The organism is Streptomyces sp. TBY4 (assembly GCF_024213195.1).
GTDB lineage: Bacteria > Actinomycetota > Actinomycetes > Streptomycetales > Streptomycetaceae > Streptomyces.
The window spans coordinates 168,832-182,405 of the sequence record NZ_JANAVF010000005.1 but is presented as its reverse complement, the minus strand read 5'-3'; the positions used below and the strand labels follow the sequence as shown (position 1 = coordinate 182,405).

Genomic DNA, 13,574 nt, shown 5'->3' with positions numbered 1-13,574 from the left:
CGGTCAGTTCGCGGCCTCCTTGGGTGCCCGCCGGGGCGGGACGACCTTGCTCGGCTCGGGCTTCGGTTCGGGCTGTGTGGCCGGGACTGCCTTCGACAGTCCCAGGGTCACGCCGAAGCCGCCCATGAGGTTCCGGCGCCGCTCCTCGCTCGTTCGCTCATAGCGCGCGGCGGCGGCGTCCGTGCGGTGGTTCAGGTGGCGCTTCACGTCGGTCCGGGTGGCTCCTTGGTCGTACATGAACATGGCCGACGCCGAGCGCAGGTCCTGCCACCGCAGGTCCGGGCGGTCGATCGTCCGGCGGGCCCGGGCGAAGAACGTGGAGCGGTGCGAACTGGCCAGCACGTTGCCGTGCGTGGTGGAGAAGACGAGGGCGTCGGGGTCCTCCTCCGTGTACAGGTCCATGTGTGCGGCCAGGATGGTGGCCAACTCCTCCGGGATGGCCTTCCAGCGGTCGGTGGCCGCCGTCTTGGGCGTGTCGATGTGGTGGCCCTTGCGCCCGTGGACCCTGCCCACGGCACGCGCGACGTGCACGAGCCGCCTGTCCAGGTCCACGTCACGGCGGCGCAGCGCGAACACCTGGCCCGCTCGAAGCGCGGTGAAGACCGCGAACCACACCGCCGCCCGGTAGCGCTCCGGGTAGTTCTGCGCGATGGCAGTGACCTCCCCGGCCGAGACGGGAGCGCGCTCTGTCGGGGTGACCTGCCCGGCGCCCCGGATCTTGCACGGGTTCTCCTTGATCAGGCCATCCGTCACGGCAGCCTCCATGACCGCGTGCAAGGTCCGGTAGACCCGCGCCGCGACCTCCTCGCCCGCGTTCGGCTTCGCCTCCGGCACGGGCTGTCGGGGGCTTCCCGCTTCCGCCCAGGCGGTGAGGAGCTGCGGGCTGAGTCGGCCCGAGGCCTTGACCGCGCGGCCGGTCTGCTGGGCCCACCACCGGGCCGGGTGCTCGCGCGGCTTCACGGCCTGGGCCTTCGCCACCGCGCTCGCCTTCGCCGCCCGCCGCATGGCGGCGTACCAGAGCCGGACCGTGGCCGGGTCGATCTGCCGCAGCGTCATCCCGCCCAGCTCCACGCTTCCGCCCGGCTCCGCCGCGCTCGCCAGCTTGGGGAAGATCCAGCGCTTCGCTTCGTCCCGGTTGAGTTCGCGGGTCGAGTCCTTCGTGATCTTCGGGTTCGCCTCGAGCCACAGAGCCACGTACGTGGTCAGCATGCGGTCGCCCTTGCCGTGGTCGAACCACTCGTCGCGGTCGATCGCGGCCAGGTGCTGGCGGTTCCAGGACTGGGCCTCGGCCTTCGTGGCGAAGGTGACGGGGGCGTAGTGGCGCTCCCCGGTGGCGGGGTGCAGGTAACTGGCCCGGTACCGGCCGGACTTCTGCTTTTCGGCCGAGCCGCTCCCGGAGGAGCGGACCCGCTTGCGCGGGCGGCCGGTCTTCGGGGTGGAAGCGCCGGCTGAGGAGTTGGCCGAGGAGTTGGCCGAGGAGTTGGGGGACGTGGGGGTGGACACGGGGTGCGCGCCTTTCGGGGTCCGGGCATGATCCCCAGCCGTTCCCCGAGTGGCGAGTTCCTCGCGCGCTATCCCGCGTTATCCCGCGCATGGCGGTACGGGAACGGAAAGAGCCGGTCCCCGAATCGAACGGGTACCGGCTCTGACCTGGTGTTTCTTCCTTGGAGCGGGTGACGGGAATCGAACCCGCGTAGCTAGTTTGGAAGACTAGTGCTCTACCATTGAGCTACACCCGCAGTACGTGCGTCGCAGGTCCGGGGACCGCGGCACGAACAGCATCCTAGCGGGTTCCGGCGGGGGATCGCACACCGCATTTCGCGCCCGCGTGGTGCTCGCGTCGAAACTCCGCGCGGCGGAGGGTCTTCAGGCATGTACCCTACGTGTCGCACCGACGGGGTGTGGCGCAGCTTGGTAGCGCGTCCGCTTTGGGAGCGGAAGGTCGTCGGTTCGAATCCGGCCACCCCGACCAGCAGGAGGACCGCGCGATCCCCCTCCGGGGAGCGCGTCGATGATCGCGTTGTGGGCTGATTGCCGCTTGCGGCTACTATGCAAGCTGCGTGCCCGTGTGTCTGATGTACCGGGCCCGATCCGCTGAGACCCGCTAGACCGCGGCGATGAGCAGAGACCCCCAGCAGTCAGCCACAAGGAGACCGAACCGTGAAGAGCGCCGTGGAGACCCTGAACCCGACTCGGGTTCGGCTCACTGTTGAGGTGCCCTTCGAGGAGCTCAAGGACAGCCTCGACGCGGCCTACAAGAAGATCAACCAGCAGGTCACGGTGAAGGGCTTCCGCAAGGGCAAGATCCCGGCCCGCGTCATCGACCAGCGCTTCGGCCGCGGTGCGGTGCTGGAGGAGGCCGTCAACGACGCCCTCCCGAAGTTCTACACCGAGGCCGTCAACGAGGCCGAGGTGAACCCGCTCGGCCAGCCCGACGTGGACATCACCGAGCTGAAGGACGGCGAGCTGCTGGCCTTCACCGCCGAGGTCGACATCCGCCCCGCGATCGAGATCCCGGACTACTCCGGCATCGAGGTCACCGTGGACGCCGTCGAGGTCTCGGACGAGGACGTCGAGAAGTCCGTCGAGCAGCTGCGCGGCCGCTTCGCGTCCACCAAGGACGTCGAGCGCGCGGCCGAGGACGGCGACGTCGTCACCATCGACCTCGAGGCCAAGGTCGACGGCGAGGTGCTGGAGGACGGTGTCGCCCAGGACGTCTCCTACACCATCGGCTCGGGCGAGCTCCTCGAAGGCATCGACGAGGCCGTCAAGGGCCTGGAGGCCGGTGGCGAGGCCACCTTCACCTCCCAGCTGAAGGGCGGCTCCGCCGAGGGCAAGGACGCCGAGGTCACCGTCAAGGTCACCAAGGTCCAGGCCCGTGAGCTGCCGGAGCTGGACGACGAGTTCGCCGGCATGGCGAGCGAGTTCGACACCCTCGACGAGCTGAAGGCCGACAGCCGCAAGCGCCTCGAGAACATGAAGCAGTACGACCAGGCCACGCAGGCCCAGGAGCGCGTCCTGGAGAAGCTGCTGGAGCTCGTCGAGGTCCCGATCCCCGAGAAGCTCCTCGCGGACGAGGTCCAGACCCGCAAGCACAACCTGGAGCACCACCAGCTCGGCCAGATGGGTCTCACCATCGAGAAGTACCTGGAGATCCAGGGCAAGACGGTCGAGGAGTTCGACGCCGAGACCGCCGAGCAGGCGATCAAGGGCATCAAGACCCAGTTCGTCCTCGACGAGCTGGTCAACAAGGAGAAGCTGAACGTGAACCAGGAGGAGCTCACCGAGCACCTCATGCGTCGCGCCGCCTCCTCCGGCATGTCCCCCGACCAGTTCGCCCAGGCCGTCGTCGAGGGTGGCCAGGTTCCGATGCTCGTCGGCGAGGTCGCCCGCGGCAAGGCCCTCGCGGCCGTCGTCGAGGCCGCCAAGGTCACCGACACCAACGGTGAGGTCGTCGACCTCTCCGACGACGAGGACGAGCTCGAGCAGGCCGCCGAGACCGTCGAGAACGTCGTCGAGGCCGACGGCGAGATCGCTGCCGACGAGGCCAAGTAACACCCGCCGGCACTCGGGGTCACCCCCGCTGAGCTGCACCTGAGCATGGCCCGGAGGGCCCGTACGCCATCGCGTCCGGGCCCTTCGGCGTCCCCGCCGCAGACCCTCGCCGAGACCCTCAGCGAGGGGCCCGTGACCTTGCGCTCCGAGCGAACAGTTCGGGAAGCGGGATGGCGTTGTCCCAGCTGCGCGTTAGGGTCCATGAATACGAGGGCACGGGAGTACCCGACGCCGGCGGACATCGTCCGCGCGGCAGGTCCGCGCCCCAGAACGAGACGCTGAGACGGCACATGGCCGTCGGAGACGAGCAGGTGGATACGTGACGAATCTGAAGCCTTACGCCGCGGGTGAGCCGTCCATCGGTGGCGGCCTCGGCGACCATGTCTACAACCGGCTGCTCGGCGAGCGCATCATCTTCCTCGGCCAGCAGGTCGACGACGACATCGCCAACAAGATCACCGCGCAGCTCCTCCTCCTGGCCGCCGAGCCGGAGAAGGACATCTACCTGTACATCAACAGCCCCGGTGGCTCGGTGACGGCGGGCATGGCGGTCTACGACACCATGCAGTACATCCCGAACGACGTGGTCACCATCGGTATGGGCATGGCGGCCTCCATGGGCCAGTTCCTGCTCACCGGCGGTACCCCGGGCAAGCGCTTCGCCCTCCCGAACACCGACATCCTGATGCACCAGGGCTCCGCCGGCATCGGCGGCACCGCCTCGGACATCAAGATCCAGGCCCAGTACCTGCTGCGCACCAAGCAGCGCATGGCTGAGATCACCGCGCACCACTCCGGCCAGACCGTGGAGACGATCATCCGCGACGGCGACCGCGACCGCTGGTACACGGCGCAGGAGGCCAAGGACTACGGCCTCATCGACGAGATCATCTCCGCCGCGTCGCTGGTCCCGGGCGGCGGCGGCACCGGGGCCTGATCCCGGCCCCGGCCCGGCGTACGGGAATCCCGTACGGGAGCTCGTACGCCGCCCCGCACCAGGCAAGCCTCAGCCCGCAGAACGCCACCAGGATGGTGAACACCCAGATGCACATGAACAACCTTTCTCCCGCGAGCGGCCTCTACACCGGCGCGCCGGTGGACAACCGCTACGTCGTGCCCCGCTTCGTGGAGCGCACCTCGCAGGGCGTGCGCGAGTACGACCCGTACGCGAAGCTCTTCGAGGAGCGCATCATCTTCCTCGGCGTGCAGATCGACGACGCCTCCGCCAACGACGTCATGGCGCAGCTGCTGTGCCTGGAGTCGATGGACCCGGACCGCGACATCTACCTGTACATCAACAGCCCCGGCGGCTCCTTCACCGCGCTGACGGCGATCTACGACACGATGCAGTTCGTGAAGCCGGACATCTCGACGGTCTGCATGGGCCAGGCGGCCTCCGCCGCCGCGGTCCTGCTCGCCGCCGGTGCGCCCGGCAAGCGCATGGCGCTGCCGAACGCCCGCGTGCTGATCCACCAGCCCTCGGGCGGTACCGGTCGCGAGCAGCTCTCCGACCTGGAGATCGCGGCCAACGAGATCCTGCGCATGCGCGACCAGCTGGAGACCATGCTGGCCACGCACTCCTCGACCCCGATCGAGAAGATCCGCGACGACATCGAGCGCGACAAGATCCTCACGGCCCAGGACGCGCTGGCGTACGGCCTGATCGACCAGGTCGTGGCGACCCGTAAGACTTCGAACTGATCCTTGCCGCCAGTTGGCGCGGGCACATCGCCGGATTGGGCGATGTGAACCACGTCAAGGGGGCCCCGCACGGGGCCCCCGGCAAGGTACCGTCGGATATGAGGCACCAGGAGCGCTGAACCAGGCGTCTCCCAGGCGAAGGGGAAGCACCTCGTGGCACGCATCGGTGACGGCGGCGACCTGCTCAAGTGCTCGTTCTGCGGAAAGAGCCAGAAGCAGGTGAAGAAGCTCATCGCGGGACCCGGTGTGTACATCTGCGACGAGTGCATCGACCTCTGCAACGAGATCATCGAAGAGGAGCTCGCCGAGACTTCCGAGGTCAGGTGGGAGGAACTCCCCAAGCCTCGTGAGATCTACGAGTTCCTGGAGAGCTACGTCGTCGGCCAGGAGCCGGCGAAGAAGGCGCTCTCCGTCGCGGTGTACAACCACTACAAGCGCGTCCAGGCCGGCGAGAACGGCGGCGGGACGGGCCGCGACGACGCGATCGAACTCGCGAAGTCCAACATCCTGCTGCTGGGCCCCACGGGCTCCGGCAAGACGCTCCTCGCGCAGACGCTGGCCCGCATGCTCAACGTCCCGTTCGCCATCGCGGACGCGACGGCGCTGACGGAGGCCGGGTACGTCGGCGAGGACGTCGAGAACATCCTGCTCAAGCTGATCCAGGCGGCCGACTACGACGTCAAGAAGGCCGAGACCGGGATCATCTACATCGACGAGATCGACAAGGTCGCCCGCAAGAGCGAGAACCCGTCGATCACGCGCGACGTGAGCGGCGAGGGCGTGCAGCAGGCCCTCCTGAAGATCCTGGAGGGCACCACCGCCTCCGTGCCGCCGCAGGGCGGCCGCAAGCACCCGCACCAGGAGTTCATCCAGATCGACACGACGAACGTGCTGTTCATCGTGGGCGGCGCCTTCTCCGGTCTGGAGCGGATCATCGAATCCCGCGCCGGCGCCAAGGGCATCGGCTTCGGGGCGACCATCCGCTCGAAGCGCGAGATCGAGGCGAGCAACCAGTTCCAGGAGGTCATGCCGGAGGACCTGGTGAAGTTCGGGATGATCCCCGAGTTCATCGGCCGTCTGCCCGTCATCACCTCGGTGCACAACCTGGACCGCGAGGCCCTGCTCCAGATCCTCATCGAGCCGCGCAATGCGCTGGTCAAGCAGTACCAGCGACTGTTCGAACTCGACGGCGTCGAGCTGGACTTCGAGCGCGAGGCCCTCGAGGCCATCGCCGACCAGGCGATCCTCCGCCAGACCGGCGCGCGCGGCCTGCGCGCCATCATGGAAGAGGTCCTGATGTCGGTGATGTACGAGGTCCCGTCCCGCAAGGACGTGGCCCGCGTGGTCATCACCCCGGACGTGGTCCGCTCCAACGTCAACCCGACGCTGGTCCCGCGGATCGTCCCGAAGGACCAGGGCCCGCACGAGAAGTCGGCGTAGTACGCCGGGAGACACGCAGAAGGGGCGCCCCGACCGGGGCGCCCCTTCTGCGTGTGTGGCGGCGTCGTCCGCTCCCGCTACTTCTTCACGCGGGCGGCGTTGTAGACCTTCGCGGTGAGCTCCGCGGTCTGGTCCAGGGTGTAGCCCGGCTTGCCGGCCATGATCGACGCGACATCGGTGGCGCCGACCATGGCCAGGGTGCTGTAGTCACCCCACAGGCAGATCGGAATGATGAACTCCTTCGGCCCCTTCTCCGTGGTGCTCGTGGAGACGAACTTCATCTCCTGGCACTTCATCACGGCGCCCTTGAAGCCCGCCGGGGTCTTCTCCTGGGGGCTTCCGACCAACTCCACCTTCGTGGACCCGTCCTTGCCGGCGTTGAGCTTGGCCATGGCGAAGTACGCGTCCACGGTCTTCTCCGGGTCGGCGAGCTCGCCGTAGAACCCCTTGAAGCTCAGGCCCTTGCCGGTCAGCGGGTTCTTCGGGTCACCGGCCTGGTAGTTCATGGCCACCTGGGTGGGGTTCTTGATGCCCGCCGCTTCGACTTCCTTCTTGTCCTTGTCGCTGAAGTCGGTGTCCTTGTGCTTCGGGTCCTTCTTGAAGTCGTCCACCGTCTCCGGGGCCACCAGCTTGTAGCCCTTGGTGTCCGCGGAGATCGAGGCCGAGCCGCCGCCGCCCGCGGTGAAGTACCAGCCGGCGCCGCCGATCACGGCCACCGCCAGGACCACCGCGATGATCACGCCCGCCTTCGACTTCTTCGGGGGCTCCGGCTGGAAGCCGCCGCCGTACGGAGGCTGCTGCGGGTAGCCGCCGCCGTACGGGGGCTGCTGCTGCGGGTAGCCCTGCTGCGGGACGCCCTGGGGGGCCTGCTGCGGGTAGCCGTATCCGGGCTGCGGGCCGGGCTGCTGCCGGCCGTAGGGGCCGGGCTGCTGGCCGTACGGGCCGGGTTGCTGGCCGTAGGGCCCCGGCTGCTGCGGCTGCTGGCCTCCGTACGGCCCCGGCTGGTTGTAGCTCATCCCGCGTCCCCCCATGAGGTTGTTTATGCGTCCCACACATCCTGGCGGAAGCCGGAGGCGCTCAGGGCGCCAGGTCCTGGGAAAGCCGGTTTCATGACTGGACTGTTACCGCTCTAAACTGTGCCCCGTGACCGAGAACACGCAGACACCCAGCAGCCCCTACTCCGAACTGCCGACTTCGTACGCGCCGGCCGACGTAGAGGGGAAGCTCTACGAGCGCTGGGTAGAGCGTGGGTACTTCACGGCGGACCCGGCGAGCGAGAAGCCCGCGTACACCATCGTCATCCCGCCGCCGAACGTCACCGGTTCCCTGCACCTGGGGCACGCCTTCCAGCACACGCTGATGGACGCCCTGACCCGCCGCAAGCGCATGCAGGGCTACGAGTCCCTGTGGCTGCCCGGCATGGACCACGCCGGCATCGCCACCCAGAACAAGGTTGAGCAGCAGCTCGCCGAGGAGGGCAAGTCCCGCCACGACCTGGGCCGCGAGGAGTTCGTCGAGCGGGTCTGGCAGTGGAAGGAAGAGTACGGCGGCAAGATCCTCGGCCAGATGCGCCGCCTCGGCGACGGCGTCGACTGGTCCCGCGAGCGCTTCACCATGGACGAGGGCCTGTCCAAGGCCGTCCAGACGATCTTCAAGAAGCTCTACGAAGACGAGCTGATCTACCGCGCCGAGCGCATCATCAACTGGTGCCCCCGCTGTCTGACGGCCATCTCCGACATCGAGGTGGAGTACCAGGAGGACGCGGGCGAGCTCGTCTCCATCAAGTACGGCGAGGGCGAGGACACCCTCGTCGTCGCGACCACGCGCGCCGAGACGATGCTCGGTGACACGGCCATCGCCGTCCACCCGGACGACGAGCGCTACAAGCACCTGATCGGCAAGCTCATCAAGCTGCCGCTCACCGACCGCTCCATCCCGGTCGTCGCGGACACCCACGTCGACCCCGAGTTCGGCACCGGCTGCGTCAAGGTGACCCCGGCGCACGACCCGAACGACTTCGCCATCGGGCAGCGCCACGGCCTGCCCAACATGACGATCATGGACGAGCGCGGTGTCATCACCGTCCACGGCCCCTTCCTCGGCCTGGACCGCTTCGAAGCCCGCTCCGCGGTCGTCGGCGCCCTGCGCGAGCAGGGTCGGATCGTCGCCGAGAAGCGTCCGTACATGCACTCCGTCGGGCACTGCTCGCGCTGCTCCACCACCGTCGAGCCGCGCCTGTCCCTCCAGTGGTGGGTCAAGGTCGAGACGCTGGCCAAGGCCGCCGGCGACGCCGTCCGCGACGGCCGGGTCTCGATCCACCCCGAGGAGATGTCGAAGCGCTACTTCGACTGGGTCGACAACCTCAACGACTGGTGCATCTCGCGCCAGCTGTGGTGGGGCCACCGCATCCCGATCTGGTACGGCCCGGCCGGCGAGGTCGTCTGCGTCGGACCCGACGACGAGGCGCCGACCGGCGAGGGCTGGGTCCAGGACACCGACGTCCTCGACACCTGGTTCTCCTCCGGCCTGTGGCCCTTCTCGACCCTGGGCTGGCCGGAGCAGACCCCGGACCTGGAGAAGTTCTACTCCACGGACGTCCTGCTGACCGGCCACGACATCATCTTCTTCTGGGTCGCCCGGATGATGATGTTCGGCCTGTACGCCATGGACGGCGAGGCGCCCTTCAAGACGATCGCGCTGACCGGCCTGGTCCGCGACGAGCGCGGCAAGAAGATGTCGAAGTCCGCGGGCAACGTCGTCGACCCGCTGGACTGGATGGACAAGTACGGCTCCGACGCCGTCCGCTTCACCCTGGCCAAGGGCGCCAACCCCGGCACCGACGTCCCGATCGGCGAGGACTGGGTCCAGGCCTCCAGCAAGTTCGCCAACAAGATCTGGAACGCCACGCGCTTCGCGCTGATGAACGGCGCCACCATCGAGGGCGAGCTCCCGCCGGTCGAGGAGCTGTCGGCGACCGACCGCTGGATCCTGTCGCGCCTGAACAAGACGGTCGCGCAGGTCGACGCCTTCTACGACGACTTCCAGTTCTCGAAGCTCAGCGAGGCCCTCTACCACTTCGCGTGGGACGAGGTCTTCGACTGGTACGTCGAGCTGTCGAAGACGACCTTCTTCGCGGGTGGCGAGCCGGCCAAGGCCTCCGCACGCGTCCTGGGCGAGGTCCTCGACGTCATGCTGCGGCTGCTGCACCCGGTGGTCCCCTTCGTCACCGAGACCCTGTGGACCACGCTGACCGGCGGCGAGTCCCTGGTGATCGCCGAATGGCCCAAGGACAGCGGCTTCCGCGACGCGGCCGCCGAGGCCGAGATCGAGGGCGTCCAGAGCCTGGTCCGCGAGGTCCGCCGGTTCCGCAAGGAGCAGGGCCTCGACGACAAGCAGAAGGTCCCGGCCCGCCTGGACCTCTCCGCGACCACGCTGGCCGCCCACGAGGCCGCCATCCGCCAGGTGCTGCGCCTGCAGCCGGAGGGCGAGGCCTTCAGCGCCACCGCGACCCTGCCGGTCGGCGGCGCCACCGTCGCGCTCGACCTCTCGGGCACCATCGACGTCGAGGCGGAGCGCAAGCGGCTGAGCAAGGACCTGGCCGCCGCCGAGAAGGAGAAGCAGCAGGCCGAGGCGAAGCTCGGGAACGAGGCCTTCATCGCGAAGGCCCCCGACAACGTCGTGGACAAGATCAAGGGCCGCCTCGCCAAGGCCGAGGCCGACATCGAGCGGCTGAAGACCCAGCTGGACACGCTGCCGGCCGCCTGACCGGGCCCGTAGGACACAAGCGAAGGCCCCCACGCCGTCGGTCGACGTGGGGGCCTTCGCGGTATCTGTTCCCCGGAGGGGACCCGGCATCACAGCAGCCGGGTGCCGAATTCCGTCAGGATGAGCACCGCGACCACGCCGTAGGCGGCCAGCGGCACCAGCCAGTGGGGGATCGCCCGCAGCGGGGAGCCGGCCGGGGCCAGGTGGCGGGTGACGTACCAGAACAGCGGGATCATCACCGCCCAGACGACCATGCACCACGGGCACAGGGCCCCGATCACGTACAGGCACTGGCTGATCAGCCACACCGTGAAGGCGAACCCGGCCGCGATCCCGGCCCACAGCCCGCGCCACAGCCACCGGGGGAGCAGCGCCCCGGCGACCAGGGCCGCGCCCAGTCCGGCGAGGGCCGCGAAGCCGGCGATGCCGAGCAGCATGTTGGGGAAGCCGAGCAGGTTGCCCTGCCAGGTGGTCATCACGTCGCCGCAGCTCAGCACCGCGTTGACGTTGCAGCCCGGGGTGAAGAGCGGGTCCTCCAGCGTGCGGATGCGGTCGTAGGTGAGCACGCCGGAGGCCAGCGTGCCGACCAGGCCGCCGATCAGCAGGAGCAGGGCGATGCCCCGCGGGGTGGTCGGTCCCGGACGGGTGGTCGTTCCCCGGAAGGTGGTCATTCTCCCGACGCTACGAGCGTCCCCGCGGCCCGGGTAGAGCGGAAGGCCACCCGGGCGGGAGGACCTCCGGCCTGTCCGAAGTGCCCTAAATCACGCGTTCTTCCGTCCGGGCGGCCCGGATCCGGAGGTGCCGAGCACGGATGATGGAGGGCATGCACGTCAAGCCCGCCCCCTCGGCGCCCTGCCGGCTCGTGGCCCTCGGCCGCCGGCTCGCGCAGGGCTGGGCCGGTTCGCCGCGGGCGATGGACCTGCTCGCGGCCCTCAGCTGCCTGGGTCTGATGGCGATCGACCTGCCGGGCCTGGCGGCCGCCGACAATTCCCTGAGCGGCCCCGCCGCGGCCGTCGTCCTGACGCTCGGCTGTTCCACCCTGCTGGTGCGGCGCCGGATGCCCTGGATCGCGTACCTCGCCGCGCTGCTCTTCATCGGCTGGCTGCACGAGCTCACGCTGATCCAGTTCGCGCTGTACTCGGTGGGCCGCTTCCGCGGGCGCCGGGCCGGCGTCCTCGCCACCCTCGGCTACCTGGTCTTCTCGGTCGTCCTGTTCTGCTGGGTGCCGGGCTGGCCGCTGGCCCGGGCCGAGACCCTCAGCTCCTTCCTCAGCCTGGTGGTGCCCATCGGGGTGCTCGCCTCGGCCGTGGGCGTCGCCGCCTACCGCCACGACCTCGTGCGCGAGCTCGCCGCCCGGCGCGCCGAGTCCGCCGTCCTGCAGGCCGTCCAGCAGGAGCGGACCTCCGTCGCCCGCGACGTCCACGACTTCGTCGGGCGGGAGCTGACCCTGCTGACGGTCCGCTCCGAGGTGCTGTCGATGCGCTCGCGCGAGACGGCGTACGCGAAGGACTTCGAAGAGCTCGCCGACACCGCCCGCCGGGCCCACCTGGTGCTCAACGAGATCATCGTGCAGCGCGGGGAGCGGGCGGCCACCCCGGGAGTCGAAGGGCTGGCGGCGCTCGCGGAGGAGAGCGGGCGCGCGGGTTCGCCCGTACGCCTCGCCCTGGATCCGGCCGTGCACGGGCTGTCGCCGCTGCGCCAGGCAGCGGTCTACCGCGTGGTGCAGGAATGCCTGACCAACGCGGCCAAGCACGCGCACGGCGAGACCATCGAGGTGTCCATCGCGGCGGACGGGCCGCAGCTGAACATCGCCGTGCGCAACGGGCTGGCGCGGCGCACCCCGGGCAGGGCCCCCGTCTCGGCGGGCTCGGGCACGGCGAGCATGTCCGAGCGCGTGCGGAGCCTGGGCGGAACCCTGACGGCGACGCGCACGGAGGACGCGTACGAGGTCTTCGCGACCCTCCCGAAGGGCTGAGCCCCCGGACGCCCGGGCGGCCTTAGGCCCGCGCCGGTGCCAGCAGGCTGCTGAGCGCGTCCATGTCCTCCACGCAGCGGCCCGAGCCCAGGGCCACGCAGTCCAGCGGGTCGTCCGCGACGAAGACGGGTATCCCCGTCGAGGAGGCCATCCGCAGGTCCAGGCCGGGCAGCAGCGCGCCGCCGCCGGTCAGGACGATGCCGTGCTCCATGACGTCGCCGGACAGCTCGGGCGGGCACTCCTCCAGGGTGGTGCGGACCGCGGAGATGATCGCCTCGACCGGCTCGTCCAGGGCGGCCCGCACGTCGCGCGCGTCGAGCCGGAGCGTCTGGGGCATGCCGCCGACCTTCTCGCGGCCCCGCACGGTGAAGGTGGCGGTCTCCAGCTCCGGCCGGTCCGGCACCGGCCAGGCCGAGCCGATGGCGATCTTGACGTCCTCGGCGGTGCGGTCGCCGATCAGCAGGGAGTGCTCCTTGCGGACGTGGTCGGTGATGGCGGCGTCCATCCGGTCGCCGGCGACCCGCAGCGACTGCGAGGTGACGATGCCGCCGAGCGAGATGACCGCGACCTCGGAGGTGCCGCCGCCGATGTCGACGACCATCGAGCCGCGCGGCTCGGACACCGGCAGCCCGGCGCCGATCGCCGCGGCCATCGGTTCCTCGATCAGGTGCACGGCCCTGGCCCCGGCCCGGGTGGAGGCGTGGATGATGGCCCGCCGCTCCACCTGGGTGACCCCGGACGGTACGCAGATCACCATGCGGGTGCGGACCCGGCGGCCGGGGACGGCCTTGCGGACGAAGTGCCGGATCATCTCCTCGGCGGCCTCGTAGTCGCAGATCACACCGTCCTTGAGGGGGCGGATCGCGGTGATGGAGCCGGGGGTGCGGCCGATGGTCTCCTTGGCCTCGGTCCCCACGGCCAGCGCGGTGGTGGTGCCCGCCTTGACGGCCACCACGGACGGCTCATTGAGGACGATGCCGTGCCCCCGTGCGTAGACGAGGGTGTTGGCGGTTCCCAGGTCTATCCCTATGTCGCGGCTGGAAGCCGTCTTGTTGGGCCCCGCCCGTTCACTGCGTGCCTGCGGCATTTGTTCCCCAATCTCCTGCCCGCAAGGCTTGCATAACGATCAGGTCGCTCC

10 protein-coding genes and 2 tRNA genes are annotated in these 13,574 nt (G+C 69.6%); 7 read left to right on the top strand and 5 right to left on the bottom strand.

Annotated features, from left to right (window positions below; translation table 11 throughout):
- Positions 1-3: 3 nt before the first annotated feature.
- Positions 4-1,503, bottom strand: a complete 1,500-nt coding sequence (locus NLX94_RS39345) for a tyrosine-type recombinase/integrase (RefSeq protein WP_254383061.1) — start codon at positions 1,501-1,503, stop codon at positions 4-6.
- Between the two features lie 162 nt (positions 1,504-1,665).
- Positions 1,666-1,739 (bottom strand) — tRNA-Gly (locus tag NLX94_RS14155).
- Between the two features lie 156 nt (positions 1,740-1,895).
- Between NLX94_RS14155 and NLX94_RS14150 the strand changes: the two genes are divergently transcribed.
- From NLX94_RS14150 to clpX, 5 genes are all read left to right on the top strand, one after another.
- Positions 1,896-1,972, top strand: a tRNA-Pro gene (locus NLX94_RS14150).
- 188 nt (positions 1,973-2,160) lie between these two features.
- A complete protein-coding gene (gene tig / locus NLX94_RS14145) occupies positions 2,161-3,555 on the top strand; it encodes a trigger factor (RefSeq protein WP_254383060.1) in 1,395 nt (464 codons plus the stop codon).
- Positions 3,556-3,874: 319 nt separating this feature from the next.
- On the top strand, positions 3,875-4,492 hold the full coding sequence (locus NLX94_RS14140; protein ID WP_254383059.1) for an ATP-dependent Clp protease proteolytic subunit: 618 nt from the start codon (positions 3,875-3,877) through the stop codon (positions 4,490-4,492).
- Positions 4,493-4,584: 92 nt separating this feature from the next.
- The gene (locus NLX94_RS14135; RefSeq protein WP_302169399.1) at positions 4,585-5,256 is read left to right on the top strand and encodes an ATP-dependent Clp protease proteolytic subunit; all 672 of its coding nucleotides are present in this window, start codon (positions 4,585-4,587) and stop codon (positions 5,254-5,256) included.
- A 153-nt stretch (positions 5,257-5,409) separates the two neighbouring features.
- Positions 5,410-6,696, top strand: coding sequence for an ATP-dependent Clp protease ATP-binding subunit ClpX (gene clpX / locus NLX94_RS14130; RefSeq protein ID WP_254383058.1), 1,287 nt, complete (start codon positions 5,410-5,412; stop codon positions 6,694-6,696).
- A 77-nt stretch (positions 6,697-6,773) separates the two neighbouring features.
- Here the strand turns inward: clpX and NLX94_RS14125 are convergent, their stop codons facing one another.
- Positions 6,774-7,712, bottom strand: a complete 939-nt coding sequence (locus NLX94_RS14125; RefSeq protein WP_254383057.1) for a hypothetical protein — start codon at positions 7,710-7,712, stop codon at positions 6,774-6,776.
- 127 nt (positions 7,713-7,839) lie between these two features.
- On the opposite strand from NLX94_RS14125, the gene NLX94_RS14120 reads away from it, so the two are divergent.
- Positions 7,840-10,461, top strand: a complete 2,622-nt coding sequence (locus NLX94_RS14120; protein ID WP_254383056.1) for a valine--tRNA ligase — start codon at positions 7,840-7,842, stop codon at positions 10,459-10,461.
- Between the two features lie 89 nt (positions 10,462-10,550).
- Here NLX94_RS14120 and NLX94_RS14115 read toward each other — a convergent pair whose 3' ends face one another.
- Positions 10,551-11,132, bottom strand: coding sequence for a vitamin K epoxide reductase family protein (locus NLX94_RS14115; RefSeq protein ID WP_254383055.1), 582 nt, complete (start codon positions 11,130-11,132; stop codon positions 10,551-10,553).
- 152 nt (positions 11,133-11,284) lie between these two features.
- On the opposite strand from NLX94_RS14115, the gene NLX94_RS14110 reads away from it, so the two are divergent.
- Positions 11,285-12,436, top strand: coding sequence for a sensor histidine kinase (locus NLX94_RS14110; RefSeq protein WP_254383054.1), 1,152 nt, complete (start codon positions 11,285-11,287; stop codon positions 12,434-12,436).
- Between the two features lie 22 nt (positions 12,437-12,458).
- Here NLX94_RS14110 and NLX94_RS14105 read toward each other — a convergent pair whose 3' ends face one another.
- Positions 12,459-13,523 (bottom strand): rod shape-determining protein, encoded by a 1,065-nt coding sequence (locus NLX94_RS14105; RefSeq protein ID WP_254383053.1) that lies wholly within the window; start codon positions 13,521-13,523, stop codon positions 12,459-12,461.
- Positions 13,524-13,574: the final 51 nt, after the last annotated feature.

Bases quoted from the DNA above. Each gene is read 5' to 3' on its own strand.
- NLX94_RS14135 (WP_302169399.1), top strand. From the start codon at position 4,585: ATGGTGAACACCCAGATGCACATGAACAACCTTTCTCCCGCGAGCGGC.
- NLX94_RS14125 (WP_254383057.1), bottom strand. From the start codon at position 7,712: ATGAGCTACAACCAGCCGGGGCCGTACGGAGGCCAGCAGCCGCAGCAG.
- NLX94_RS14115 (WP_254383055.1), bottom strand. From the start codon at position 11,132: ATGACCACCTTCCGGGGAACGACCACCCGTCCGGGACCGACCACCCCG.
- NLX94_RS14110 (WP_254383054.1), top strand. From the start codon at position 11,285: ATGCACGTCAAGCCCGCCCCCTCGGCGCCCTGCCGGCTCGTGGCCCTC.
- NLX94_RS14105 (WP_254383053.1), bottom strand. From the start codon at position 13,523: ATGCCGCAGGCACGCAGTGAACGGGCGGGGCCCAACAAGACGGCTTCC.